This is a genomic window from Micromonospora sp. WMMD712 (genome assembly GCF_029581295.1).
Taxonomy (GTDB): Bacteria; Actinomycetota; Actinomycetes; order Mycobacteriales; family Micromonosporaceae; genus Micromonospora; species Micromonospora carbonacea.
In genome coordinates, this window is record NZ_CP120743.1 from 7,671,625 (window position 1) to 7,693,954 (window position 22,330).

Sequence of the window (22,330 nt, forward strand, 5' to 3'; positions counted from 1 at the left end):
CCGGCGGGGCCGCGCCGGCCGCTACGAGCGCTGCCGTCGCAGGTCGAGCGCGATGTCGACGATCATGTCCTCCTGGCCGCCGACCAGCTGCCGCCGCCCCACCTCGACGAGGATGCTGCGGGTGTCGAGGCCGTACTCGGCCGCGGCGGCCTCGGCGTGGCGCAGGAAGCTGGAGTAGACGCCCGCGTACCCCAGGGTCAGCGTCTCGCGGTCGACGCGCACCGGGCGGTCCTGGAGCGGGCGGACGAGGTCGTCGGCCGCGTCCATGAGCGCGAACAGGTCGCAGCCGTGCTCCCAGCCGGTGAGGTCGGCGACGGCGACGAACGCCTCGATCGGGCAGTTTCCGGCCCCGGCACCCTGGCCCGCGAGGGACGCGTCGACCCGGTGCACCCCCTCCTCGACGGCGACGACCGAGTTGGCCACGCCGAGGCCCAGGTTGTGGTGGGCGTGGATGCCGATCTGGGTCTGCGGCGCGAGCACGTCGCGGTACGCGCGCACGCGCTCCCGGACGCCGTCCATGGTCAACCGGCCGCCGGAGTCGGTGACGTAGACGCAGTGCGCGCCCGCCGCCTCCATGATCCGCGCCTGCTCGGCGAGCACCTTCGGCGGCGCCAGGTGCGACATCATCAGGAAGCCCGAGACGTCCATGCCCAGCTCCCGGGCGGCGGCGATGTGCTGGTTGGCGATGTCCGCCTCGGTGCAGTGGGTGGCGATGCGGATCGAGCGGATGCCGTGGTCCCAGGCTTTCCGCAGCTCGCGCACGGTGCCGATGCCGGGCAGCAGGAGGCCGGTGAGGGTCGCCCGCCCGACCACCTCGGCGGCGGCCTCGATCCACTCCCAGTCGGTGTGCGCCCCGGGGCCGTAGTTGAGGCTGCTGCCGGCCAGCCCGTCGCCGTGCGACACCTCGATCGCGGCGACGCCGGCCGCGTCCAGGGCCGCGGCGACGGCCCGGACCTGGTCGAGGGTGTAGCGGTGCCGGATGGCGTGCATGCCGTCGCGGAGGGTGACGTCCTGGACGTAGATCCGGGTGCTCATCGGGCCGTCACCGCCGTCGCCAGCCGCTCGCCGACCTGCCGCGCGGCGGAGGTCATGATGTCCAGGTTGCCCGCGTACGTGGGCAGGTAGTGGCCCGCCCCCTCCACCTCCAGGAACACGCTGACCACCCAGCGGTCGCCGGGTGGGGCGTGCGGGACGAGGTCGGCCTCCGGGCTGCCCGCCGTGATCCTGCGGAACTGGACGTCCTGCTTGAGCCGGTACCCGGGCACGTACTCCCGGACCTTCCCGACCATGGCCAGCACGGCCGCCGTGACCGCGTCGCGGTCGCAGTCGTCGACGATGCAGAAGACGGTGTCGCGCATGATCAGCGGCGGTTCGGCGGGGTTCAGCACGATGATCGCCTTGCCGCGCCGGGCCCCGCCCACCCGCTCGATCGCCCGCGCGGTGGTCTCGGTGAACTCGTCGATGTTCGCCCGGGTGCCGGGCCCGGCCGAGCGCGACGAGATCGACGCGACGATCTCGGCGTAGTGCGTGGTGGCGACCGAGGAGATCGCCGCGACCATCGGGATGGTGGCCTGGCCGCCGCAGGTGACCATGTTCAGGTTGGGCGCGTCGAGGTGCTCGTCGAGGTTGACCGGCGGCACCACGTACGGGCCGATCGCCGCCGGCGTCAGGTCGACGAGCGTGAGGTCGGCCCCGCGCAGGGCGGCGTCGTTGGCGAGGTGGGCCTGCGCCGACGTGGCGTCGAACACGATCCGGACGTCGCTGAACTCGGGGTGGTCGAGCAGCCCCCGCACGCCGGTCGGGACGACCGGCACGCCGAGCCGGGCCGCCCGCGCCAGTCCGTCGGAGCGGGGGTCGATGCCGACGAGGGCGGCCACCTCCATCGTCTCCGACCCCCGCAGAATCTTGATCATCAGGTCGGTGCCGATGTTCCCGGAGCCGATGATGGCGACCTTCGTCTTGGGCATGTCTCCTGCTCCCTGGCCTGGGACGAAACGGACACCCGGCCGTCGCCCCCGGCGGAACGGCCTGCCGGGGTGCCCGGCATCCGGCCTCCAGGTGTAGACGCCGCGCCGGCCGGCTGGCAACCTCGTGTTCCATGCCACGGAACGACACGGCGGGATTCGCCGACACGGACGGCCCGGGGGCGTCGCCGCCCGGCCCGGCGGGCCCCGGCCGGGGCAACGTGCTCGACCGGGGGGTACGGCTGCTGCGCGCGTTCCGCCCGGGGGAGGAGGCACTGCGCCTGACCGAGCTGTCCCGGCGCACGGGCCTGCCGAAGGCCACCGTGCACCGGCTGGCCGAGCAACTGGTCGGGCTGGGGCTGCTGCAACGCGCCCCGGTCGGGTTCGGGCTCGGCATCGGGCTGTTCGAGCTGGGCGAGCTGGTGCCGGTCAAGCTGCGCCTGCGCGAGGCCGCGCTGCCGTTCCTCCAGGACCTCTACGAGGCCACCCACGAGACCATCCACCTCGCCGTCCGTGACGGCCTCGACGTGGTCTACGCCGACCGGATCCGCGGGCACACGGGCATCGACACCCCGGCGCGGGTCGGCGGACGCCTGCCGCTGACCTGCACCGGCGTCGGCAAGGTGCTGCTCGCCTGGTCCGGGCAGGAGCTCATCGACGAGGTGCTGGCGCAGCCGTTGCCCCGGCTGACCGCGCACTCCGTCACCGACCCCGGGCGGCTCGCCGACGAGCTGGCCCGGATCCGCCGCTGCGGGGTCGGCTACGACCGGCAGGAGGCCGCCCCCGGGCTGTCCTGCGTGGCGTCGCCCGTCCTGGTGCACGGCCGGATCGTCGCCGCGCTGTCCATCTCGGTGCCCGCGCACCAGGCGCCGCCGGCCCGGCTCGCCCCGGCGGTGCGCACCGCCAGCCTCGCCCTCTCCCGCGTCCTGTCCCGGGCCGGCCCGCGCCGGTGAGCCGGCCGCCGCCCCGGCGCGCGGCGGCCACTGCGGACACCGGCGGCCACTGCGGACGCCCCGGCCGACCGCGCCGGCTCGGTGCCGCGCCACGCGGCCCGGCCGGGGCCGACGCGCGGCTCAGGCGAGCAGGACCTCCCGCATCCGCGCGCCCGGGTTGAACCCGGCGACGACCCGGGGCCCGGCCGGGTCGTGCACGTCGAGGGTGTTGTTGCGGCGCATCAGCTCGCGCACGGCGGGCGGCAGCCGGGGCGGGTCGTCCATGGTGGCGAGGACCCGGCCGGCGGCCGAGATCAGGCGCTCGGCCAGGGCGGCGGCGTCGGTGTCCACCCGCACCCGGCCGTACTCCCAGCCGGCGGTGGTGAGGTCGAGCACCTCGAACACGTGGGTCACCAGCGGGGTCGGGTCGGTCACCCGGTCGAGCCGGGCGGCCCGGCTGCCGACCACCGTGGCGGCTGCGGCCACCTGCGCGTACGGGTGCAGGCCGGACGGCAGCGCGAACAGGGGCCACCGCAGCGAGGGGCCGGCCTCCTTCCACAGCGGCCGGTAGTTGCGCCGGTGCAACAGCAGCCGCCGGCCCGTGCGCCGGTGCACGTCGTGCACCTGGGCCTGGAGCGCCGCATGGGCCTCGTCGGCGGCCTCGCCCAGGATCCGGGCCGCCACCACCAGCCCGTCGTCGTCGTCCAGCAGCCGGGCGATCGCCTCGGCCTGCTCGGGGAACCGCTGCGGCGAGCGGGCGCCGTAGCGGTTTCGGACGTCGCGCAGCAGTGTCTGCTGCCGCTCCGGGTCGAGCTGGACCCGGTTGCCACCCAGCAACTGCCGCAGCCAACGCATCTCGCCTCGATTCAGCAGACGTCGTGGACCGCGGCAATGCTAGTGGGCGGGGCCCGCCCCGTATCGTGGTGGGGTGGCCCAGCGAACCCTGACCCTGATGGCGGTGCACGCGCACCCCGACGACGAGGCGACCAGCACCGGCGGCGTCCTCGCCCGCTATGCGGCGGAGGGCGTCACGACGGTGCTCGTGACCTGCACGGACGGCGGGTGCGGCGACGGCCCCGGCGGCGTGAAGCCGGGCGACGAGGGGCACGACCCGCAGGCCGTGGTGGCGATGCGCCGGGCCGAGCTGGCGGCCAGTTGCGAGGCGTTGAAGATCACGCACCTGGAGACGCTGGACTACGCCGACTCCGGGATGATGGGCTGGGCGGCCAACGACGCGCCGCACGCGTTCTGGAACACGCCGGTGGCGGAGGCGGCCGACCGGCTGGCCGAGTTGATGCGGCGCTACCGGCCCGACGTCGTCGTCACCTACGACGAGAACGGCTTCTACGGCCACCCGGACCACATCCAGGCGCACCGCATCACCATGGCCGCCGTCGAGCGCACGGGCATCCCCGCGAAGGTCTACTGGACCACCGTGCCGCGCAGCGCGTTCCAGGAGTTCGGCCGCGTCATGGCGGAGATGGGCATCGAGTTCCCCCAGCCGGAGGGGCAGGCGGAGCTGCCGCCGCTCGGCCTGCCCGACGAGGAGATCACCACCTGGGTGGACACGAGCGCCTACGGCGCGCAGAAGTTCGCGTCGCTGGCCACCCACGCCAGCCAGGCCGAGAACATCTTCTTCCTGCAACTGGGCCAGGAGCGGTTCACCGAGCTGATGGGCGTGGAGACCTTCGTCCGGGTGCGCGACACCACCGGCGCGCCGACGCCCGAGGACGACCTGTTCGCCGGGCTGCGCTGACTCTTCCCGGGCCAGGCCGGCGGCCGGACCCACTGCCGCCCCGACGCGACGGACCCCACTGCCGTCCGACGCGACGGGGCCCGCAGCCGCCTGGCTGCGGGCCCCGCCTGTTGCCGGGCGCGGGTCAGGCGGGCGCGCCCGAGACCGACGTCCCGGACTTGGTCACCTGGTATTTGATCTTCGTGCCGCTCCAGAAGTGGAACGTCAGGGTGACCGGGCCGTCCTTCACCTCGGCGAAGAACTCGGGCTTCATGATGATCGTGTTCGCCGGGTAGTCGGGCTGGAAGTTGGACCAGAACTCCTTGTAGGGGGTCCAGTTGGCCGGACCGGCGGGGCTGCCGTCGGCGTACGTGGCCTCCATGGTGGCGAGCTGGTCGCCGCGGAACTGGGTGGGGATGGTGAACGAGCTGGTCGTCCCGGTGGCTGCCGCCTGGGTCGGCGGGTCGTAGGTGATGATGCTGATCTGCCACGGCACGCCCTGTGAGAAGCGGGCCTCGATGGTGGCGTTGACGCCGTAGGCGCGGCTGCCGACCAGCCGGGTCAGGGCCGAGGCGGTCAGGGTGAGGGTGCTGCCGGAGACGGTGTAGTCGGTGCCGTTGACCAGGTTGGTGCTGCCCTGCCGGAGGCCCTGGAACGTCGCCCCGTTGAGGTTCAGGGTGAGCGACTTGCTGGTGATGGCGCCGGTGCGGGGCACGTAGACCTGGTCGGAGGAGGCGGTGGCGGAGCGGGTGGTCAGGCTCGCCTTCATCATGTCGTAGATGCCCTGGTCCCGCCATTGCAGCGTGTTGCGGTTGAGGAACGATCCCGCGTCCCAGAGCATCGTGGTGAGCTTGCGGATCCGGGCGTGGTAGCCGACGGCCTCGAAGAACTTGAGCAGCTCGCCGCGTTCGATGATGCCCGGCCGGGTGTAGTCGTAGCTGAGCAGCGCCCACTCGCCGACGATCACCGGGATGCCCCGGGAGACGAACGTCTGCTGGACGCGGTTGAAGCCGTCGACGATGTCCTGCTCGACGTTGGCGTCGTAGTGCGTGCCGCCGGCGATGTTGACGCTGAACGGCCACCAGCCGTAGAAGTGGACGGTCGCGGCGATGTTGCGGTCCCCGAGCTGGTCGATCGTGGCCGTCAGCGCGTCGAGCCGCTCCTGGTTGGAGTTGGTGTAGAGGGTGGGCAGCACGAGCAGCCGGGTGGCGTTGTTGCCGCCGGACTGGCGCATCAGGCGGACGAACGCGACGTTCAGCTCGCGCAGCAGCTCGTCGCTCTGGGCGTCCCCGGACGTGCCGGTGAACTGCGGCTCGTTGATGCTCTCGAACGTCAGCTTCGAGGAGTAGTCCCGGAAGGTGGTGGCGAGCTGGGTCCACAGGGCGGTGTAGCGGTTCATCACGTTCGTGCGGTCGCCCGGGTAGGTGTTGATCCACTGCCAGGAGTCGTGGTGCAGGTTGACCAGGACGTAGAGGCCCTCCGCGAGCGACCAGTCGACGACCTGCCGGACCTTGGCCAGCCAGGCCGGGTCGAGCGTGTACGTCGGCGCCGGCCCGTGGTGGTTGCTCCAGGTCACCGGGATGCGGATGCTGCGGTAGCCCTGGGACCGGATCTTCTGGAGCAGGGCCTGGGTGACCGGCGGGTTGCCCCAGGCGGTCTCGTCGGGGATGGCGTCGTAGGTGTTGCCCAGGTTCCAGCCGGGCTGCATCGCCGCGACCGTGGCCATCGGGTCACCACCCGGCGACGGCGACGGCGAGGTGGTGGGCGTCGGGGACGGGGGAGGGGTGCTGGTCGGGGTCGGGGTCGGCGTGCCGCCCACGTTGCCGGTGCAGGCCACACCGTTGAGGGTGAACGAGGTCGGTGCGGTGTTGCTGCCCGACCACGAGCCGTTGAAGCCGAAGGAGACCGAGCCGTTCGTGGCGATCGCCGCGTTGTAGCTCATGCTCTTCGCGGTGACCTGGTCACCCGACGAGGTGACCGTGGCGTTCCACGCCTGGGTGACCCGCTGGCCGGACGGGAACGTCCAGCCCAGCGTCCACCCGTCGACCGCGTCGCCGAGGTTGGTGACCTTGACGTCGGCGGTGAAGCCGCCCTGCCACTGGGACGGCACCGCGTACGCCACCCGGCAGCCGGCCGCCGCCTGGGCGTTGCCGGCGACCATCGTGCCCGCCATCATCAGCGCGGCGACCGCGCCGGCGATCAGGCCGATGCGTCGGCGTGTCTTTCCGAGGTATTGCGAACTCATCAGGGACTCCTCGCCATGGTGGCGCGTGTGAGGGGGTACACGGGGCGCGCCGGTGGACGTCGCCGCCCGGTCGCGCGACCGGGGAATGCGGAGGGTGCGGACGCTGCCCAGGCGTCCGCCGCGACCTTCAAGGCTCCCGGATGGAAACGATCGGACCGTCGAGGCCGAAAGTTTCCGGTCCGACCGTACGGCACGCGCTGATGCGCGTCAATGAAGCTCCCCGTTGGGGGCGCGAGGGTGACGCGGGACGGCCTCGCAGCCTCCCTGCCAGGCGGGACGGCGCCCAGGCGCGCCATGATCCACCTTGGAAACTTTCCGCTGCGGTGCCGCAATGCCCTCGGCACCCCCCGCGCAACGACGGAACGGCTATCCTTGCGCCCGGAACGACGCTGGTGGCCCGCCACGCGGCCGGGACTGGCGCGGCGTGCGGCCGGCGCGGAAGCGCGCAGGAGGAGGCCGGGTTGACGCACGCCGAGTCGGGCGAGCCGGTCGCCGGGGCGGGGCCGGCCGCCGACCCGACCAGGCCGGTGACGATCGCCGTCATCGCCCGATCGGCGGGAGTGTCCATCCCGACCGTGTCCAAGGTGATCAACGGCAGGTCCGGCGTCGCCGCCGACACCCGGGCCCGGGTGGAGGCCGCCCTCAGCGAGCACGGCTACCGTCGGTCGGCGCCGGCCACCCGCAGCAACATGATGGAGCTCGTCTTCGACGAGATCGAGGACATGTGGGGCCTACAGATCATCCGCGGCGTCGAGCGGGCGGCCCGCAAGCAGCGGGTCGGGGTCGTGCTGACCGAGTTCGGCCCGCAGCGCAACGCCATCCGGTACTGGATCGACGACACCCTCGCCCGCCGACCGGACTGCCTGGTGGTGGTGGCCCAGCTCGACGAGGAGCAGCACGACCAGCTACGCGCCCGTGGCATCCCGTTCGTGGTCTTCGACCCCACCACCGAGCTGCCCGACGACGTCCCGTTCGTCGGCGCGACGAACTGGGCCGGCGGCCGGTCCGCCACCCGCCATTTGATCGAGCTGGGCCACCGGCGCATCGCGATGATCGGGGGCCCCCGGGAGATCCTGTGCTGCCGGGCCCGGCTCGACGGCTACCGCGCCGCCCTCGACGCGTCCGGCCTGCCGGTCCGGCCCGGCATGGTCGTCCACACCGGGTTGAACCTCGCCGACGGCAGGGCCGCCGCGCTCGACCTGCTGGCGCGGCCCGACCGGCCCACGGCGATCTTCGCCTGCAACGATCAGCAGGCCCTCGGCGTCTACCAGGCCGCGCGGGAGCGCGGGCTGCGGATCCCCGCCGACCTCAGCGTGGTGGGCTTCGACGACCTGCCGCTGGCCGCGCTGCTCGATCCCCCGCTGACCACCGTCCACCAGCCGCTGGTCGAGATGGCCGTCACCGCCACCGAGCTGGCGCTCGCCCTCGGACGGGGGGAACGCAGCGCCCAGGTGCGACTGGAGCTGGCGACGACCCTCACGGTCCGCCGCAGCACCGCGCCGCCGGCGAGCTGACGTGGCCCCGGGCCGCGACAGGTCCCGGCCCGCCGGACCGGCTGCGCGGCTGGCGCAGGGGGCGGCCCGGCCGTCCGGCGGGAGGCGCGTCACTTCCTCGTCACCGCCACGGGGCACGATGGCGGGATGAGCACGAAGGGCTATGCGTTCGACAACGCGAGTGAACAGGCCGTCAGCCACCACGACGCGCTGGCCGACCTGCTGGACGGGTCGACCCGTGAGCTGATCGGGGAGCTGACCGAACTGGACGGCAAGCGCTGCCTCGAGGTGGCCGCCGGCGCGGGGAGCATCGCCGTGTGGCTGGCCGAACGGGCCGCCGAGGTGGTCGCCACGGACATCGCGCCGCAGCACATCCCGGCCCGCGCGCGCCTGACCGTCCGCCGACACGACATCGTCGTCGACGAGCCGCCGGGCCTCTTCGACCTCGTCCATGCCCGCCTGCTGCTCGGCCACCTGCCCCGACGTGAGGAGGCCCTGCGGCGGCTGGTCGCGGCGGTGGCGGGCGGCGGCGTGCTGCTCGTCGGGGAGTTCGCGCCCGCGCCCGGCAACTTCGTGACGTACGCGCCGGACGAGGCGACCGCCGACGTGCTGACCCGCTACCTGGCGGCTCACACGGCGGCCCTCGTGGCCGCCGGCTACGACCTCGCGTGGCCCCAGCGGGCACCTGCGGCCTTCGTCGCGGCGGGCCTCACCGAGGTGGCCTTCCGGGTGCGGGGCGGCAGTTGGCGCGGCGGCGGTCCGGGCTGCCGGCTGCTGCGCGCCAGCATCGGGCAACTGCGGCCCGCGCTGCTGGCGCAGGGCCTGACCGACGCGGACCAGGGGGCGGCGATCGAGGCGCTCGGCGATCCCCGGGTGATCGTGAACGGTTTCCACTTCGTCCAGGTCAGCGGCCGCGCCGCTGGCCGACGCGGCGCGGCCTGAGCCGGATTCCCCGACGCCGGGCGACGACGGCCCGGTGGGCTATCCTGGCTCCAGCCGACGGGACAGGAGCACGACGTGGCAGGTGACGACGACATCTCCGGGTGAGCGCCCCGGAGCGGTGACCGACGGAGCACGACCCGTGCCGTCGCGTCGCCCATGTCGTCGTGCCCTGCTCACGCCGGGCGGCGCGTGCGCGCCCGGATCACCTGTCTGCTGAGGTTCCCCATGTCCGACAGTCATGTCGTCAGCTCCGCCCTGTCCTTTTCCTGGCCGGACGGCACCCCCGTCTTCCAGGACCTGTCGTTCTCCGTGCCCGGGGGCCGCACCGGCCTGGTCGCGCCCAACGGCGCCGGCAAGTCGACCCTGCTGCGGCTCGTCGCCGGCGAGCTCCGGCCCACCGGCGGCAGCATCACCGTCGAGGGAACGCTGGGCTACCTGCCCCAGCACCTGCCCTTCGCCCGGCGGGAGACGGTCGCCCGGGTGCTCGGGGTCGACCACGTCGTCGCCGCGCTGCACGCCATCGAGGCCGGCGACGCCGCCGAGGTGCACTTCACCACCGTCGGCGACGACTGGGACGTCGAGGAACGGGCCCGCGCCGAACTCGACCGCCTCGGGCTGACCGACGTCGCGTTGGACCGCCGGCTCGACACCCTCAGCGGCGGCGAGGTGGTGTCCCTCGGCCTCGCCGCCCAGTTGCTCAAGCGGCCCGACGTGCTCCTGCTCGACGAGCCGACCAACAACCTCGACGGCGAGGCGCGGGCGCGGCTGACCGCCGTGCTCCGTTCCTGGACCGGCTGCCTGCTCGTGGTCAGCCACGACCGGGCGCTGCTGGACGAGATGGACCGCATCGCCGCCCTCGACCACGGCGAGATCCGCTGGTACGGCGGCAACCACACCGAGTACGAGCAGGCGGTGCGGGCCGAGCGGGAGGTCGCCGAGCGGCAGGTGCGGCAGGCCGCGCAGGACGTCAAGCGGCAGAAGCGCGAGCTCCAGCAGGCCCGCGAGCGGGCCGCCCGCCGCGCGTCCACCGCCTCGCGCAACCTGGCCGACGCGGGGCTGGCCCGGATCGTCGCCGGCAACCTCAAGCGCGACGCGCAGGTGTCGGCGGCCCGGTCCCACGACGTGCACGCCGCGCGCCTCGGCGCGGCGCAGGCCCGGCTGGACCAGGCGAGCGCGGCTGCCCGCCGGGACGACGACCTCGCCCTCGACCTGCCGGAGACGACGGTGCCCGCCGGCCGCACCGTCTTCCACGGCGAGGCCCTCCAGGCCGCCTACGACGGGCGTCCGGTCTTCGCCGGCGACGGCATCGCCCTGGACATCCGCGGCCCCGAACGGGTCGCCCTCGTCGGGCCGAACGGCGCGGGCAAGTCCACCCTGCTGCGGTTGGTCGGCGGCCACCAGGAGCCGGTCTCCGGCGTCGTCACGCGGGCGGAGGGCCGGGTGGCGTACCTGTCGCAGCGCCTCGACCTGCTCGACGCGGACCGGACGGTCGCCGACAACCTCGCCGTCTTCGCGCCGTCGCGCAGCGCGGCGGACCGGATGAACCTGCTGGCCCGCTTCCTGTTCCGGGGCGTCCGCGCCCACCTGCCGGTCGGCGTGCTGTCCGGCGGGGAACTGCTGCGCGCCACGCTGGCGTGCGTCCTGAACGCCGAGCCGGCGCCGCAGCTGCTGCTGCTCGACGAGCCCACCAACAACCTCGACCTGGCCAGCGTGGCGCAGCTGGAGAACGCGCTCCTGGCGTACCGGGGGGCGTTCGTCGTGGTCAGCCACGACGACCGTTTCCTGGCCGCGATCGGGGTGGACCGCTGGCTCCGGCTGGCCGGCGGCCGACTCACCGAGGTGGCCGGGCCGCGGTGACCGGCCCGGCCACCCGCCGACGAATCTGTCCTAGGACGCTCCAGAGGGTGTGCGCCGGTCCGGCCGGCCGGGTGGGCCACCGCCCGGGACGGGGCCCGCCCCGTGGGCCCGTGACATGATGGCGCCCATGGCAAACCAGGGGGACGTCGGCGGGGCCCACCGCCGCAGTGGGTCGGGCGCTCTCGCGGACGGCGTGGACGGTGCCGACGCCGAGGCGCGGCTCGCCCTCGCCGAGGATCCCGAGACGCCCCACCTGGCCCTCATCGACCTGGCGGCCGACCCGTCGCCGCTGGTCCGCAGGGCGGTCGCGAGCCGCGCCGACGCGCCCGCGCAGGCGCTGCGGCCGTTGGCCCGGGACCACGACCGTCAGGTCCGGGAGGCCGTGGCGAGGAACCCCTCGGCCTCGGTCGGCAACCTCGTGCGACTGGTCAAGGACGCCGACCGGTGGGTCCGCTGGGCCGTGGCCGGCAACCCGGCCTGCGACGGGTCGGTTCGTGAGGTGATGGCGCAGGCCCACGACAAGGAGCTTCGCGGCCTGCTCGCCGAGTCGCGCGAGCTGGAGCCCGAGCTGGCCGCGCGGCTGGTCGACGACGTCTCGCCCGAGGTGCGGGAACGGCTCGCCACCCACACCCACGACCCCGAGGTGATCACCGCCCTGATGGCCGACCGCACCGCGCGCGTCCGCAAGGGGCTGGCCCGCAACCCGCGGACCACCCCCGCCCAACGCGGCGCGCTCGCCCGGGACCCGGTGGCGGACGTGCGCGTCGCGTTGGTCCTCGCGGTCGAGCTCGAAGAGGCGGACCTGCGACGCCTGGTCGACGACCGGTCGGTGCAGGTGCGGATGGCGGTGGCGACGTCGGAGCTGGTTCCGCCGCACATCCGGCAGGCGCTCCGGGACGACCCCGACGAGCTGGTCGCCGACGCGGCGCGGAGCGGCCGCCCCGGGCGCGCGAGCTCCCCGGTGGTGCAGGCTCCCCGCGTCGGTCAGCGGACCGCCCGCGCCGGCCGGGGCCGCCCCGGCGACGCCCGGCGCTGACGCCGGCGGCGGGAGGGACCAGGATGACCGAAGCCGGTTGGCGGCCGGGCGCGCCGGGTGTGATGCGACTGCCGTCCGGGCGGCTGGTGCGCGGCCGTGGCCTGCGGAACCCCTTGCCGGACGGGCCCGAGCCGCAGTTCGGGGTCTACCTGGTGGGTGCCCCGCCGGAGCCGGTCCCGTGGGACAGCCGGTGGGTCCGCTGCCGCGACTTCTGGTTGCCGGCCGACCGCGCGGACTTCGCGGCCGCCCTGCGCGAGGCGCTGGACCGGGCCGGCACGCAACGGGTCGAGCTGGCCTGTGGGGGCGGCTTCGGGCGGACCGGGACGGGACTGTCGTGCCTGGCGATCCTCGACGGCGTGCCCCCGGCCGAGGCCGTCGCCTACGTCCGCGAGCACTACCTGCCCCAGGCTGTCGAGACGCCGTGGCAGCGGCGTTTCGTCGCCCGCTTCGACCCGGCGGCGCGCCCGCGGCGCTGACCGGCCGGCGTCCCGCTCCGGCGGCCGGCGGCCTGTCGCGGCGGCCCGCCGGCCGGTAGCGTCGTCGACGTGGATTGCGCCGACATCGCCGCCCGGCTCGGGGTGCCCGTCGAGGAGGTCGAGCGCGTGCACCGGCTCGCCGGGGACCGGCCGTCGGCTCCGCTGCCCGCCCGGGCCGACGCGCCCGCGATCCTCGACCGGCTCGCGGTGCCCCCGGACGACGCCGCCGAGATCATGGCGGGCTGGCCCGACGCCGACTCTCCGTTGTGGACCCCCGAGTTGCGCTGGCTGCTCGACCGCTCCGTCGCCCTGGTCCGCGCCGACCTCGGGGGCCACGGCTGGCTGTCGTCCGGCCCGGCGCTGCCCCGCGACCGGGGCCCCGCCTGGCGGCACCTCTACGTCTACGCGTACCTGGCCCTGGTCGACGTCGTCCGGGGCTACCACCGCGACCACGGCATCCCCGACGCCGTGTCCTGGACGACCCTCGCGGACCTGGGCCGCAACCTCGCGGTCGACCGGCGGATGCACGGCGAGGGCTGGCCGGTCATGCAGAGCTGGCTGACGCTGCACGTGCGTGGCGGCCTCTACGAGCTGGGCCGGTTGCAGCACCACCGGGGCGACGACGCCATCGGCCTGCACGTCCCCGACGCGGGTCCGTTGACCCCGGAGGCGGTCGCGGCGTCGCTCGACGCGGCCCGGGCGTTCTTCCCGCGCCACTTCCCCGACGAGCGCTACACGGCGTTCGCCTGCGGCTCGTGGCTGCTCGACCCGCAGCTTCGGGAATACCTGCCCGAGAGCTCCAACATCGTGCGGTTCCAGCGGAGGTTCGCGCTGGAGCCCTACGAGGAGCCCGACGGGCTCGACGCCGACGTCGAGGTGCTGCGGTTCGTGTTCCGCACCCTGAGCACGCCGCTGGACCGGCTGCCGCGCCGCACCGCGCTCCAGCGCGCGGTGGTCGACCACCTGGCGGCCGGGCGGCACTGGCAGTGGCGGCAGGGCCGCTTTCCGCTCTAGCGCGGCGACGGCGGTTGGCCAGGGGTGGCCGCGTCGACGGCGGCGGAATCGTCTGGACCTATCCCGTGGGGCGCCGGATGCCGGTGACCGCGGTCCGAGGCAGGCGTCCGGCGCGGGAGTGGCCGGAGAGGGTCTGATCGTCGACGACGACGTCGAAGTCGAGGTTGAGGCGCATGGGGCGGGTCACGGACTGCTGCCAGGTGACGCGGCTGCCGTCGCAGACGACGGCGGTGAGCGGCACGGTCTCGGACGTGGTGGACGCGGTGCCGGTGATCACGCCGTCGGCCTCGGTGAAGACGTACGTCGCGCGCAGCGTGCCGATCGGGGTCTTCAGGCTGACGTCCCAGGAACCGAGAATGGGCAGCACGGACATCTCCTTTCAGACCGCGATCGGCGTACGGCCGGTCGCACGCCACACGACGCCACGCCGTTCGTGCTCGAACAGGGTCTCGACCGCGTGCGCGATCCGGGGGCCGAACTCGCGTTCGAGGAGGTAAAGACCCAGATCCAGGCCGGACGTGACACCGCCGGCGCTGATGAGGTCGCCGTCGTCGACGATCCGGGCTCGCACGGCGTGCACACCCGTCGCCTCGAGCACATCCATGCCGAGGTGATGCGTCACCGCATGCCGGCCCTCGATCAGGCCGGCCATGGCCAGGGCCAGCGAACCGCCGCAGACGGTGGCGACAGTCACGTCAGGATTGTCCAGAGCGGTTCGCATCAGCGGAGCCGCCGATTCGGCGAACCTGGCCAGCAGCACCGGGATGGTCTGGACGCCTTGATCCGGGTCACCGCTGACGGGGCCGCTGGCGCCGGGCACCACGACGTAACCCGGCCGGTCGGGCCGCAGCCTCGCGGTCGCCCGTAGCGTCAGGCCGCGGGTGCCGCTGACCACCTCCCGGGGACCCTCCGCGGTGACGAGCTCGACGTCCAGCGCACCCGCTGCCGCGCGGTCCCCGGCCGCGGGCCCCCCGGCGGTGACCCCGGCGACGGCGTCTCCTCCGGCGGCCAGGACCTCGAAGGGCCCGACGACGTCAAGCGGGTCGAATCCGTCGAACAACACCATCTGCACCAACATGCCGTCGATTCTCGGGCCCGCCGATCACCGCGAACAGTGGCAGGATTGCCATCCACCGACTCTTTTCTGCCATAGAGTCAGCCCGCGCCCCCAGGAGGTCGCCATACACACCGTGCTCGTCCTGGCTCTGCCCGACACGATCGCATTCGACCTCGCCACGCCGATCGAAGTACTCGGCCGGGCGCGGCTGGCCAGCGGAAGACCCGGCTACCAGGTGCAGATCTGCGGTAGCGAGCCCGTCATCGACGCCGGGCCGCTACGCCTTGCCGTCGACCACGGCCTCGACGCTCTCTCCCACGCCGACACGATCATCGTGCCCGGCCGCAACGACCCTGCCGCGGCAGTCCCCGCCTCGGCGCTGGAGGCACTGCGGGCCGCGGCGGCCACCGGTACCCGCATCGCCTCGATCTGCGTCGGCGCCTTCACCCTCGCGGCGACCGGCCTGCTCGACGGACGGCAAGCCACGACCCACTGGGCCGCCGCCGATCAGTTCCGGTCCGCGTTCCCGGCCGTCTCCCTGAACCCCGAGGTCCTCTACGTCGACGCCGGGCAGTTCATCACCTCGGCCGGGGCGACCGCCGGCGTCGACATGTGCCTGCACCTGGTGCGCCGTGACCACGGAGCCGCGGTCGCCGCCGACGCTTCCCGGCTCGCCGTGGCCCCACTGCACCGCGACGGCGGGCAGGCCCAGTACATCGGGCGCCCGGACGCGCCCGCCGCCGGAGCCGGCCTCGACGCTGTGCTCGCCTGGATCGAGACCCACGCCCACGAGAAGATAACCCTGGCGACACTCGCGGACCGCGCCAGGCTCAGCGTGCGTACGCTCAACCGCCGCTTTCACGAGCAGACCGGCCAGACACCCATGCAGCGGGTCACCGCCGCACGCGTGCGCCGGGCACAGGAACTCCTGCAGACCACCGACCTCGGCATCGACCACATCGCGCACCTCGCCGGCTTCGCGTCACCGGCCCACTTCCGCACCCAGTTCAAGCGACTGAGCGGCGTGGCCCCCCACGCCTACCGCAACACCTTCCGTCCACCGCCGCCGGCCACCACCCGTTGAGCGCCGATGGCCGGGACTGCCGCGGCCGCCCCTGGCCATCCGCGGTTGCCGCACCGAGCCGCCCGGCGGGCAGGCCCGCTCGGCGTCAGCGCGCCGGCTGCCAGCCGAGCAGGGGGCCCAGCCGGGTCGCGATGTCGGTGAGCAGCTGCACGTAGTCGGCGTGGTCGAAGGTGAAGGGCAGCGCGAAGGCCACCTCGCCGACCTCCCGGAACGCGGCGAGGGAGGTCAGCTCCTCGGCGATCCGCTCGGCCGGCCCGATCAGGTCGCGGGCGTAGACCATCCGCTGCGGCCCCTGCGGCGACGTCGTCCGGGGGAGACGTCGCCGGACGTACTCCTCGTAGCGGGCGCGCTGCCCGGCGGTGGCGCTGTCGGTGGGAACGACCACCAGCCCCTGCGACACCCGGGCGGCGGGACCGTCCGGGTGGTGGGCGCGGTACGCGCGGATGTGCGCGAGCTGGATGTCGTCGAAGTCGGTGGCCTCCTCGGCCTTGACCACGCTGCTGGTCAGCAGGTTCATGCCCTGCTCGCCGGCCCAGCGCGCCGACCGGAGGCTGCCGGCGCCGTACCACATCCGGTGGATCAGGCCGGGGGAGTGCGGCTGCACGCGGCGGGAGTACGCCTCGAACCCCTCGACGCCGTCGACGTCGCCGGCCGGCTCCCCGCGGACGAGGTCGAGCAGCCGGCGGACCCGGGCGTGACCGAAGTCCTCGGCGTCGCCGGTGTCCGGGTACAACGCGTGCCGCACCCGGTCGTAGTGCATCGGCGGGCCCACGCTGACCCCCGGGTTCAACCGGCCGCCGGAGAGGACGTCCACCGTGGCCAGGTCCTCCGCGAGGCGCAGCGGGTTCTCCCAGCCGAGCGGGGTGACCGCGGTGCCGAGCTCGATGCGGCGGGTGCGCTGCGAGGCCGCCGCGAGCACGGCGACCGGCGAGGAGATGCCGAACTGGAGGTGGCGGTGGCGCACCCAGGCGCTGTCGAAGCCGAGCTGCTCGCCGAGCTCGATGAGGCTCAGCGTCGACTCGTGGCCCGCCCGGGGGTCCGCCTCGTCGAAGAGGCCGATCGTGAGGAAGCCGAGCTTGTGCAGGGGCACCGGGGGCTCCGTCGCTGGTGGGAGAGGACGCCACCACGATAACCCCCCTGGGTCATGGGAAATGGGCGGCCGGTGGTGACTGCGTCGCCGGGGTTTCGGTGCGATGCTTCGACGGGAGACGACGAGCGACCGCGCCGGCCGGGACGGCCGCGTCCGGACCGAGTGGGGAGAGTCATGACCGGCGAGTTCACCGGACTGACCGCCGTGGTGACCGGCGGCGCCTCCGGCATCGGCCTGGCCACCGCCCGCATGCTCGCCGGGCGGGGGGCGGCCGTCGCGTGCCTCGACCTGGACCCGTTCGGGCTGCCGGCCCCGCTGCACGGCCTGCGCTGCGACGTCACGAGCGACCCGTCGGTGACCGATGCCGTCGCCGCCGCGGCCCACCACCTCGGCGGCATCGACATCCTGGTCAACAACGCCGGGGTCGGCGCGCAGGGGTCCGTCGAGGCGAACCCGGCCGACGAGTGGCACCGGGTCTTCGACGTCAACGTGGTGGGCATCGTCCGGGTCACCCGGGCGGCCCTGCCCCACCTGCGGGCCTCCGCCTGCGCGGCCGTCGTCAACACCTGCTCCATCGCGGCGACCGTGGGCCTGCCCGACCGGGCGCTCTACAGCGCCACGAAGGGCGCCGTGCAGGCGCTGACCCTCGCCATGGCCGCCGACCACGTCGCGGAGGGGATCCGGGTCAACTGCGTCAACCCGGGCACCGCCGACACCCCCTGGGTGCGCCGGCTGCTCGACTCCGCCGCCGACCCGGCCGCCGAGCTCGCCGCCCTGCGGGCCCGCCAGCCCATGGGGCGGCTGGTCGCCGCCGACGAGGTCGCCGCCGCGATCGCCTACCTGGCCAGCCCGCTGGCGGCCTCCACCACCGGGACCGTGCTCGCCGTCGACGGCGGCGTGCACGGGCTGCGCGTCCGGGCGGCCGACGCCGGCGGCTCCCCGCCGGGCGCCCATCCCCGATCCGGCAACGAGGAGACGGCATGAGGACCACCCGCCTGGGGCGCTCGTCGGCCCCGGTCACCGCCGTGGGGTTCGGCGCGGCCGGGATCGGCAACCTGTACCGGGCGGTCGACGACGACACGGCCCGCCGGGCGGTCGAGGCCGCGTGGCAGGCCGGTATCCGCTACTACGACACCGCCCCGCACTACGGCCTGGGCCTGTCGGAGCGCCGGCTCGGCGCGGCGCTGGCGGGCCGGCCCCGCGCCGAGTTCACGGTCTCCACGAAGGTCGGCCGGATCCTGGTGCCGTCGCCGCGGACCGCGCACCTGCGCGACGACGCCGGCGGGTTCGACGTGCCCGCCGACCACGCGCGCCGCTGGGACTTCAGCGCCGACGGGGTACGCCGGTCGCTGGAGTCCAGCCTCGCCCGGCTCGGCCTCGACCGGGTGGACGTCGTGCTGATCCACGACCCGGACGAGCACTGGCGGCAGGCGGTCGACGAGGCGTACCCGGCCCTGCACGAGCTGCGCGACGCCGGCGTGGTGGGCGCGATCGGCGTCGGCATGAACCAGTGGCGGATGCTGGAGCGGTTCGTCACCGACACCGACGTCGACGTCGTGATGCTCGCCGGCCGCTACACCCTGCTCGACCAGTCGGCGGCGCGGACGCTGCTGCCCCGGTGCCGGGAACGGTCGGTCGGGGTGCTCGCCGCCGGGGTCTTCAACAGCGGCATCCTCGCCACCGAGCCGCCGGGCCGGACCTACGACTACGGGCCGGTGCCGGACGCGACGTACGCCAGGGCGGTGCGGATCGCGCAGGTGTGCCGCGCGCACGGGGTGAGCCTGCCGCAGGCGGCCCTGGCCTTCGTGGCGCGGCATCCCGCCGTCGTCTCCGTGCTGTTCGGCGCGGCCGACGCCGAACAGGTCGACCGCAACGTGCAGCTTGCCGCCGCGCCGGTGCCCGACGCCCTGTGGGATGAGCTGCGGGCCGACGGACTCGTCGACCCGTGACCCGCCCCGTCCCCCGGAGAGAAACGGAGCCCCGATCACCATGGCTGAGCACGTAGTCGTCATCGGCGCCGGCGTCTATGGCGCGGCGGTGACCGCCGCGCTGACCCGGCGCGGCGCCCGCGTCACCGTCGTCGACGCGGCGGCGCCGGCCTCCGGCACCTCCGGCGCGACCTTCTCCTGGACCAACTCCTGCGGCAAACAGCCCCGGGCGTACCACGACCTGAGCGTCGCGGGGATGGCGGCACACCGCAGGCTGGCGGCCGAGGTCCCACTGGGCGACTGGTACCACGAGGGCGGCAACCTGGAATGGGCCGACGACGAGGCCGGGCGCGCGAAACTGCGCCGGAAGGTCGACGGCGTCCTCGACTACGGGTACGAGGCGCGTTGGCTCACCCGGGCGCAGGCGCTGCGCCTGGAGCCGGACATGAGCCCCGCCGAGCTGCCCGACGACGGGATCGCCTACTTCCCGCAGGAGGGCTGGATCGAGCCGACCCGGCTGGTCGGCCACCTGCTCTCGACCTCGGTCGTCGCCGGCGCGGAGCTGGTGCGCGACGACGCCGTCACCGGCATCGAGGTGACGGACGGCCTGGTCCGGTCCGTGCGCCTCGCCCCGGGGCGGAGGATCGTCGCCGACGCGGTCGTGAACTGCGCGGGGCCGAGGGCCGACCGGATCGCCGGCCTGGCGGGGCTGGCCCTGCCGATGCGCAACACCCGGGGCGTGCTCGTCTACACGTCCCCGGCCGCGGTCGCGGTGTCCCGCGTCGTCCACGCGCCCGGTGTCCACCTGCGCCCCGACGGCGGCGGACGGCTCCTGCTGCACACCCACGAGATCGACGACGCCGCGCACCGCGACGACGGCGGCCGGACCAGCGTCGACCAACCGGCGGTCGACAGGGTGCTCGCCGCCGGCCGCGCGTTGTACCCGGGGATGCGGCACGCTGTCGTGGAGAGCGTGCGGGTCGGCGAGCGCCCCATCCCCGGCGACGGCCTGCCGGTGCTGGGCCGGGCGGTCGCCCTGCCCAACTTCCACTTCGCCGTCTCGCACAGCGGGGTGACCCTGAGCGTGCACGCCGGTGACCTGGTCGCCGCCGAGGTGCTCGGCGAGGACCGGGACGACGCCCTGGCCGCGTTCCGCTTCGAGCGGTTCTGACCCGGACCGCCGTGCTCAGCCCGCCGCTGGCCCGCTGTCCGTGAGATTCTCCGGCAGCGGCTTGGTGTGCAGGACGACCAGCTCCGCGACGGCCCGGGTGAGGGCGACGTAGAGGCGGCTCATCCCGCGGGGCTCGGCGGCGACGATGTCGGCCGGCTCCACCAGCACCACGCGGTCGTACTCCAGGCCCTTGACCTGGCTGACCGGCACGGCGCCCAGGGCGGCGGCCAGGTGGTCGGGGGCGATGACCGTGCCCGTCTCGCCGGCGACGGCCTCGGCCAGGTCGTCGACCCGGCGGATCTCCAGGCTGCCGCCGGGCCGGAAGGACCGGGTGGGCGCGATCCCCGGCGCGAGGGCGCGGGCGGCGAAGTCGGCGATGACCTGCGGCACCCGGTAGCCGGTGGGCAGGTCGAGCGTCCTGGCCCCGCGCTTGCCCAGCCGCCGCACCAGCTCCGGCCAGGCGCCGGCGGCCAGCGGGTGGGTGGCCTGGCCGAGGTCGCCCACGATGGTCATCGAGGCGTGCGCGGCGCGGCGGGCGATCATCCGGCACTCCATCGGCGACAGGTCCTGCGCCTCGTCGAGGATGACGTGCAGGTAGGCGTCGTCGACGGGATCCTCGGCCTCGGCCACCGGCAACGGCTCGGCCAGCACCGGCACGAAACCCTCCTCGCCGTACGGGTCGAAGCCGTCGACCCAGCTCACCACCCGGTGCCCCTCGCGCAGGACGATCGCGGCGGCCCAGCGCTGCGCCGCCCAGTAGTCGTTGTCGTCGATCGACTGGCCGGACAGCGCCATCGGCGTGGCCAGGCCGGGCGCGAAGAGCTGCCAGCCGTCGTTGAGGCTCCAGCTCAGCACGAACGTCTCCGGGAGGCGGGCGCCGCTGCGCAGCTCACGGAGCTGCCACTCGGGCCTGGCCCGGGTCGGCTCCGGCGGCCGGCCCAGGATCTCGGCCAACTCGTCGAGCAGCGGCACGTCGTCGACCGACCACTGCCCGTCCTGCGCGGGCAGGACGTCCTGCGGGGTCAGCGGCGGCCACCAGGCGTTCAGGAACGCCTCCGGCACCTCCCCGCCGCCCAGCAGCTCGGCGAGCACCCGCGCGGCCTCGCCCCGCGCGCCGTTGACGGCGACGCCCCCGGCCTCGCACCTGCGCCGGATCTCGACGCGGGCCTTCGCCAGGTCCTCGGCGGCGAGGCCGCGCAGGCGGTCCGGCGCGTTCGGCGGGGTGTCCCAGGCCAGGTCGGCCAGCACCCGCACCATCGTCAGGTCGCCCTTGACGCGGGCCACGGCGGCCGGGTCCCGCCGGGTGGCGACGACGCCGTCGAACAGCTCACCGATCGCCCGCAGGTGGACGCTGTCCTCGCCGAGCCCGGGCAGCACCTTCCCGATGTACTCCGTGAACACCGTCGACGGGCCGACCACCAGCACCCGCCCGTCGGTGAACCTGCCCCGGTCGGTGTAGAGCAGGTAGGCCGCGCGGTGCAGGGCCACCTGCGTCTTGCCGGTGCCCGGGCCGCCGGTGATCACGGTGACGCCGTGCGCGGGCGCGCGGATCGCCTCGTCCTGCTCGCGTTGGATCGTCGCGACGATGTCGCGCATGTGCGCGCCGCGTGCCCTGGTCAGCGACGTGAGCAGGGCCCCCTCGCCGACCACGCCGTCGACGTCGCGCGCGGTGAGGACCTCGTCGTCGAGGCCGACGACCCGGGGGCCCGCGCAGGTGATGACGCGGCGGCGGGTCACGCCGAGCGGCTCGCCCGGGGTGGCCCGGTAGAACGGCGCGGCGGCGGGGGCGCGCCAGTCCACCACGAGCGGCTCCCGGTCCTCGTCCCGGACGCCGAGCCGGCCGATGCGGTACGTGTAGCCGTCGTCGAAGTCGAGCCGGCCGAAGACGACGCCCTCCTCCTGGCCGTCGAGCTCGGCCAGCCTGGCGGCGGCGCGCAGGACCATGGCGTCCCGCTCGACCAGGCCGGTGACCGGTCCGGAGCCGGCGCGGCGGTGGCCCTCCGCGTCCAGTTGCCTCGTCTGCTCGCGCATGACCTCGAGGCGCGCGTACACCCGGTCGACCACCTGTTGTTCGACGGCGATCTGGTGTGCTGTCTCGGACACGGTCCCCCCGATCCCTGTGTGCGTCCCGCCGCGCGGCGTCGCCGCGGACCCTCGGGTCGGCCCGGCAGGCGGGCGCGGCTGCGGCCCGTGCGCCCGACGGGCGCGCGCGGCCGGCGCGGACGGGTCGAGACTATGCACCCGGCGGGGACGGAAGATCGGCATCCAGGACGATTCGGGCGGCTTGACCGGCTCATATGATGGAG

At 74.6% G+C, this 22,330-nt stretch carries 20 protein-coding genes; 12 read left to right on the plus strand and 8 right to left on the minus strand.

Features of this window, described 5'->3' with window-relative positions:
* Window positions 1–21 precede the first annotated feature (21 nt).
* On the minus strand, window positions 22–1,035 hold the full coding sequence (gene dmpG / locus O7633_RS32465; protein WP_282325137.1) for a 4-hydroxy-2-oxovalerate aldolase: 1,014 nt from the start codon (window positions 1,033–1,035) through the stop codon (window positions 22–24).
* Window positions 1,032–1,967 carry an acetaldehyde dehydrogenase (acetylating) gene (locus O7633_RS32470; protein ID WP_282325138.1) on the minus strand — a complete coding sequence of 312 codons (936 nt, stop codon included), beginning with the start codon at window positions 1,965–1,967 and terminating at the stop codon, window positions 1,032–1,034. Before O7633_RS32470 ends, dmpG begins: the two co-directional genes overlap by 4 nt.
* A gap of 131 nt (window positions 1,968–2,098) precedes the next feature.
* On the opposite strand from O7633_RS32470, the gene O7633_RS32475 reads away from it, so the two are divergent.
* A complete protein-coding gene (locus O7633_RS32475; RefSeq protein ID WP_218107437.1) occupies window positions 2,099–2,917 on the plus strand; it encodes an IclR family transcriptional regulator in 819 nt (272 codons plus the stop codon).
* Window positions 2,918–3,037: 120 nt separating this feature from the next.
* Here O7633_RS32475 and O7633_RS32480 read toward each other — a convergent pair whose 3' ends face one another.
* Complete coding sequence (locus tag O7633_RS32480; protein WP_282325139.1) at window positions 3,038–3,751, minus strand: hypothetical protein; 714 nt, start codon at window positions 3,749–3,751, stop codon at window positions 3,038–3,040.
* Between the two features lie 73 nt (window positions 3,752–3,824).
* On the opposite strand from O7633_RS32480, the gene O7633_RS32485 reads away from it, so the two are divergent.
* Window positions 3,825–4,652, plus strand: coding sequence for a PIG-L family deacetylase (locus tag O7633_RS32485; RefSeq protein WP_282325140.1), 828 nt, complete (start codon window positions 3,825–3,827; stop codon window positions 4,650–4,652).
* Window positions 4,653–4,776: 124 nt separating this feature from the next.
* Here O7633_RS32485 and O7633_RS32490 read toward each other — a convergent pair whose 3' ends face one another.
* The gene (locus O7633_RS32490; RefSeq protein WP_282325141.1) at window positions 4,777–6,876 is read right to left on the minus strand and encodes a cellulase family glycosylhydrolase; all 2,100 of its coding nucleotides are present in this window, start codon (window positions 6,874–6,876) and stop codon (window positions 4,777–4,779) included.
* 461 nt (window positions 6,877–7,337) lie between these two features.
* Here O7633_RS32490 and O7633_RS32495 point away from each other — a divergent pair, with 461 nt between their 5' ends.
* The 6 genes from O7633_RS32495 (at window position 7,338) to O7633_RS32520 (ending at window position 13,694) form a co-directional block, all read left to right on the plus strand.
* Window positions 7,338–8,390 carry a LacI family DNA-binding transcriptional regulator gene (locus tag O7633_RS32495; protein WP_282325142.1) on the plus strand — a complete coding sequence of 351 codons (1,053 nt, stop codon included), beginning with the start codon at window positions 7,338–7,340 and terminating at the stop codon, window positions 8,388–8,390.
* Window positions 8,391–8,516: 126 nt separating this feature from the next.
* Window positions 8,517–9,311 carry a methyltransferase domain-containing protein gene (locus tag O7633_RS32500; protein ID WP_282325143.1) on the plus strand — a complete coding sequence of 265 codons (795 nt, stop codon included), beginning with the start codon at window positions 8,517–8,519 and terminating at the stop codon, window positions 9,309–9,311.
* Window positions 9,312–9,536: 225 nt separating this feature from the next.
* Complete coding sequence (locus O7633_RS32505) at window positions 9,537–11,168, plus strand: ABC-F family ATP-binding cassette domain-containing protein (RefSeq protein ID WP_282325144.1); 1,632 nt, start codon at window positions 9,537–9,539, stop codon at window positions 11,166–11,168.
* Window positions 11,169–11,295: 127 nt separating this feature from the next.
* The gene (locus tag O7633_RS32510; protein ID WP_282325145.1) at window positions 11,296–12,204 is read left to right on the plus strand and encodes a hypothetical protein; all 909 of its coding nucleotides are present in this window, start codon (window positions 11,296–11,298) and stop codon (window positions 12,202–12,204) included.
* Between the two features lie 23 nt (window positions 12,205–12,227).
* Entirely contained in the window at window positions 12,228–12,680 is a 453-nt protein-coding gene (locus O7633_RS32515) for a protein phosphatase (RefSeq protein WP_282325146.1), read from the plus strand.
* Between the two features lie 69 nt (window positions 12,681–12,749).
* Entirely contained in the window at window positions 12,750–13,694 is a 945-nt protein-coding gene (locus tag O7633_RS32520; protein ID WP_282325147.1) for an acyltransferase domain-containing protein, read from the plus strand.
* 58 nt (window positions 13,695–13,752) lie between these two features.
* On the opposite strand, the gene O7633_RS32525 is transcribed toward O7633_RS32520, so the two are convergent.
* Both O7633_RS32525 and O7633_RS32530 read right to left on the minus strand, forming a co-directional pair.
* Entirely contained in the window at window positions 13,753–14,061 is a 309-nt protein-coding gene (locus O7633_RS32525) for a hypothetical protein (protein ID WP_282325148.1), read from the minus strand.
* Window positions 14,062–14,073: 12 nt separating this feature from the next.
* On the minus strand, window positions 14,074–14,772 hold the full coding sequence (locus tag O7633_RS32530; RefSeq protein ID WP_282325149.1) for a DJ-1/PfpI family protein: 699 nt from the start codon (window positions 14,770–14,772) through the stop codon (window positions 14,074–14,076).
* 103 nt (window positions 14,773–14,875) lie between these two features.
* Between O7633_RS32530 and O7633_RS32535 the strand changes: the two genes are divergently transcribed.
* Window positions 14,876–15,835 carry a helix-turn-helix domain-containing protein gene (locus O7633_RS32535; protein ID WP_282328696.1) on the plus strand — a complete coding sequence of 320 codons (960 nt, stop codon included), beginning with the start codon at window positions 14,876–14,878 and terminating at the stop codon, window positions 15,833–15,835.
* A gap of 85 nt (window positions 15,836–15,920) precedes the next feature.
* On the opposite strand, the gene O7633_RS32540 is transcribed toward O7633_RS32535, so the two are convergent.
* Window positions 15,921–16,925 carry an LLM class flavin-dependent oxidoreductase gene (locus O7633_RS32540; protein ID WP_282325150.1) on the minus strand — a complete coding sequence of 335 codons (1,005 nt, stop codon included), beginning with the start codon at window positions 16,923–16,925 and terminating at the stop codon, window positions 15,921–15,923.
* A 174-nt stretch (window positions 16,926–17,099) separates the two neighbouring features.
* On the opposite strand from O7633_RS32540, the gene O7633_RS32545 reads away from it, so the two are divergent.
* From O7633_RS32545 to O7633_RS32555, 3 genes are read left to right on the plus strand one after another with little or no spacing between them, the layout of a single operon-like run.
* Entirely contained in the window at window positions 17,100–17,909 is an 810-nt protein-coding gene (locus O7633_RS32545; protein ID WP_282325151.1) for an SDR family oxidoreductase, read from the plus strand.
* Window positions 17,906–18,874 (plus strand): aldo/keto reductase, encoded by a 969-nt coding sequence (locus O7633_RS32550; RefSeq protein WP_282325152.1) that lies wholly within the window; start codon window positions 17,906–17,908, stop codon window positions 18,872–18,874. Before O7633_RS32545 ends, O7633_RS32550 begins: the two co-directional genes overlap by 4 nt.
* Before the next feature lie 40 nt (window positions 18,875–18,914).
* The gene (locus O7633_RS32555) at window positions 18,915–20,024 is read left to right on the plus strand and encodes an FAD-dependent oxidoreductase (RefSeq protein WP_282325153.1); all 1,110 of its coding nucleotides are present in this window, start codon (window positions 18,915–18,917) and stop codon (window positions 20,022–20,024) included.
* Between the two features lie 15 nt (window positions 20,025–20,039).
* Here O7633_RS32555 and O7633_RS32560 read toward each other — a convergent pair whose 3' ends face one another.
* Window positions 20,040–22,127: a UvrD-helicase domain-containing protein gene (locus tag O7633_RS32560; RefSeq protein ID WP_282325154.1), complete on the minus strand. Its 2,088-nt coding sequence runs from the start codon at window positions 22,125–22,127 to the stop codon at window positions 20,040–20,042.
* Window positions 22,128–22,330: the final 203 nt, after the last annotated feature.

Excerpts from the sequence above, each read along its gene's own strand:
- dmpG (WP_282325137.1), bottom strand. The coding sequence starts at position 1,035 with ATGAGCACCCGGATCTACGTCCAGGACGTCACCCTCCGCGACGGCATG.
- O7633_RS32470 (WP_282325138.1), bottom strand. The coding sequence starts at position 1,967 with ATGCCCAAGACGAAGGTCGCCATCATCGGCTCCGGGAACATCGGCACC.
- O7633_RS32475 (WP_218107437.1), top strand. The coding sequence starts at position 2,099 with ATGCCACGGAACGACACGGCGGGATTCGCCGACACGGACGGCCCGGGG.
- O7633_RS32480 (WP_282325139.1), bottom strand. The coding sequence starts at position 3,751 with ATGCGTTGGCTGCGGCAGTTGCTGGGTGGCAACCGGGTCCAGCTCGAC.
- O7633_RS32490 (WP_282325141.1), bottom strand. The coding sequence starts at position 6,876 with ATGAGTTCGCAATACCTCGGAAAGACACGCCGACGCATCGGCCTGATC.
- O7633_RS32500 (WP_282325143.1), top strand. The coding sequence starts at position 8,517 with ATGAGCACGAAGGGCTATGCGTTCGACAACGCGAGTGAACAGGCCGTC.
- O7633_RS32505 (WP_282325144.1), top strand. The coding sequence starts at position 9,537 with ATGTCCGACAGTCATGTCGTCAGCTCCGCCCTGTCCTTTTCCTGGCCG.
- O7633_RS32510 (WP_282325145.1), top strand. The coding sequence starts at position 11,296 with ATGGCAAACCAGGGGGACGTCGGCGGGGCCCACCGCCGCAGTGGGTCG.
- O7633_RS32515 (WP_282325146.1), top strand. The coding sequence starts at position 12,228 with ATGACCGAAGCCGGTTGGCGGCCGGGCGCGCCGGGTGTGATGCGACTG.
- O7633_RS32530 (WP_282325149.1), bottom strand. The coding sequence starts at position 14,772 with ATGTTGGTGCAGATGGTGTTGTTCGACGGATTCGACCCGCTTGACGTC.
- O7633_RS32545 (WP_282325151.1), top strand. The coding sequence starts at position 17,100 with ATGACCGGCGAGTTCACCGGACTGACCGCCGTGGTGACCGGCGGCGCC.
- O7633_RS32550 (WP_282325152.1), top strand. The coding sequence starts at position 17,906 with ATGAGGACCACCCGCCTGGGGCGCTCGTCGGCCCCGGTCACCGCCGTG.
- O7633_RS32555 (WP_282325153.1), top strand. The coding sequence starts at position 18,915 with ATGGCTGAGCACGTAGTCGTCATCGGCGCCGGCGTCTATGGCGCGGCG.